The 1,078-nt window shown below is 31.0% G+C and carries 1 protein-coding gene; it reads left to right on the top strand.

Annotation, left to right across the window (positions count from 1 at the left end):
• Positions 1–344: 344 nt before the first annotated feature.
• Positions 345–1,034, top strand: a complete 690-nt coding sequence (locus EKL98_RS17125; protein ID WP_158618357.1) for a zinc-dependent peptidase — start codon at positions 345–347, stop codon at positions 1,032–1,034.
• The last annotated feature ends 44 nt before the right edge of the window (positions 1,035–1,078 follow it).

Below are 1,078 nucleotides of genomic sequence, written 5' to 3'. Positions count from 1 at the left end.
CTGAAGGTTGCAGGTTCGAACCCTGCCGAGGTCACAAATGCAATAGAAAAAAAGCGTGAAATTAACACAAAAGAGTGTGATTTTCACGCTTTATCAGTTTTAGAAAACTTTTATAATAGTGCACCACACTACAACAGATTTAAATTTAAACATTAAAAAACAAACACACAATGCTCAAAATATAAACGTAATTTCTTTCCTTATTTATGATAATTCAACATTTACTTTTGATCTATTTTGGGGTACTATTTTTACTTCTAACTTTATTTAGAATAGTCGAGCCTACCTAAATGATGATTTTTAATAAACCGCTGTATATATATCTTTATCCTTTCCCAAAAAAATTGACTCTAACTCAAAAGCAAATTTTAGAAAAAGAGTTTCCGTTTTATAAAAAGTTGTCAAATAAAAAGAAAATCTATTTTGAACATCGGGTAAAAGGGTTCTTAAACTATTATGAATTCATAGGAAAAGAAGAACTTATGATTACTGAAGAAATGAAGATCATTATTGCAGGAACCTATATTATGCTATCTTTTGGGATGAGACACTACCTTATTAATATATTTAAAGTCATCATAATTTACCCATCAGCCTATTTTTCGAATTCAAACCAGCAATATCACAAAGGGGAATTTAACCCTGCTATGAAAACTGTGGCATTTTCTTGGGAAGATTTTATCCTTGGACATCAATCAACAAACGATAATATTAATCTAGGTCTTCACGAATTTGCACACGCGTTACACTTTCACGGAATGAAAAGCAATGACCCAAGTGCTATTCTTTTTTATGACGAATTCAATAAAGTAATAACTTATTTCAAAGATGAAAATCTGAACAAAAAACTATCTGAACAGGGTTATTTTAGGGAATATGCGTATGAAAACGGGTTTGAATTTATTGCCGTAATTTTAGAACACTTTTTTGAAACTCCACATCTTTTTAAAACCCAATATCCCGAGTTGTATCAACACGTTTCTTCGATGATTAATTTCAGTGAAAAGAATTTTGACGAACTACAAAGCAGCTAAATTTTTATAATAAAACCCTCGCCTTAGACTCAGGCGAGGGTTTG

The organism is Flavobacterium bomense, from assembly GCF_003970355.1.
Note: the sequence above shows the minus strand (reverse complement) of the source record. Positions and strands in the feature narration are given on the sequence as shown.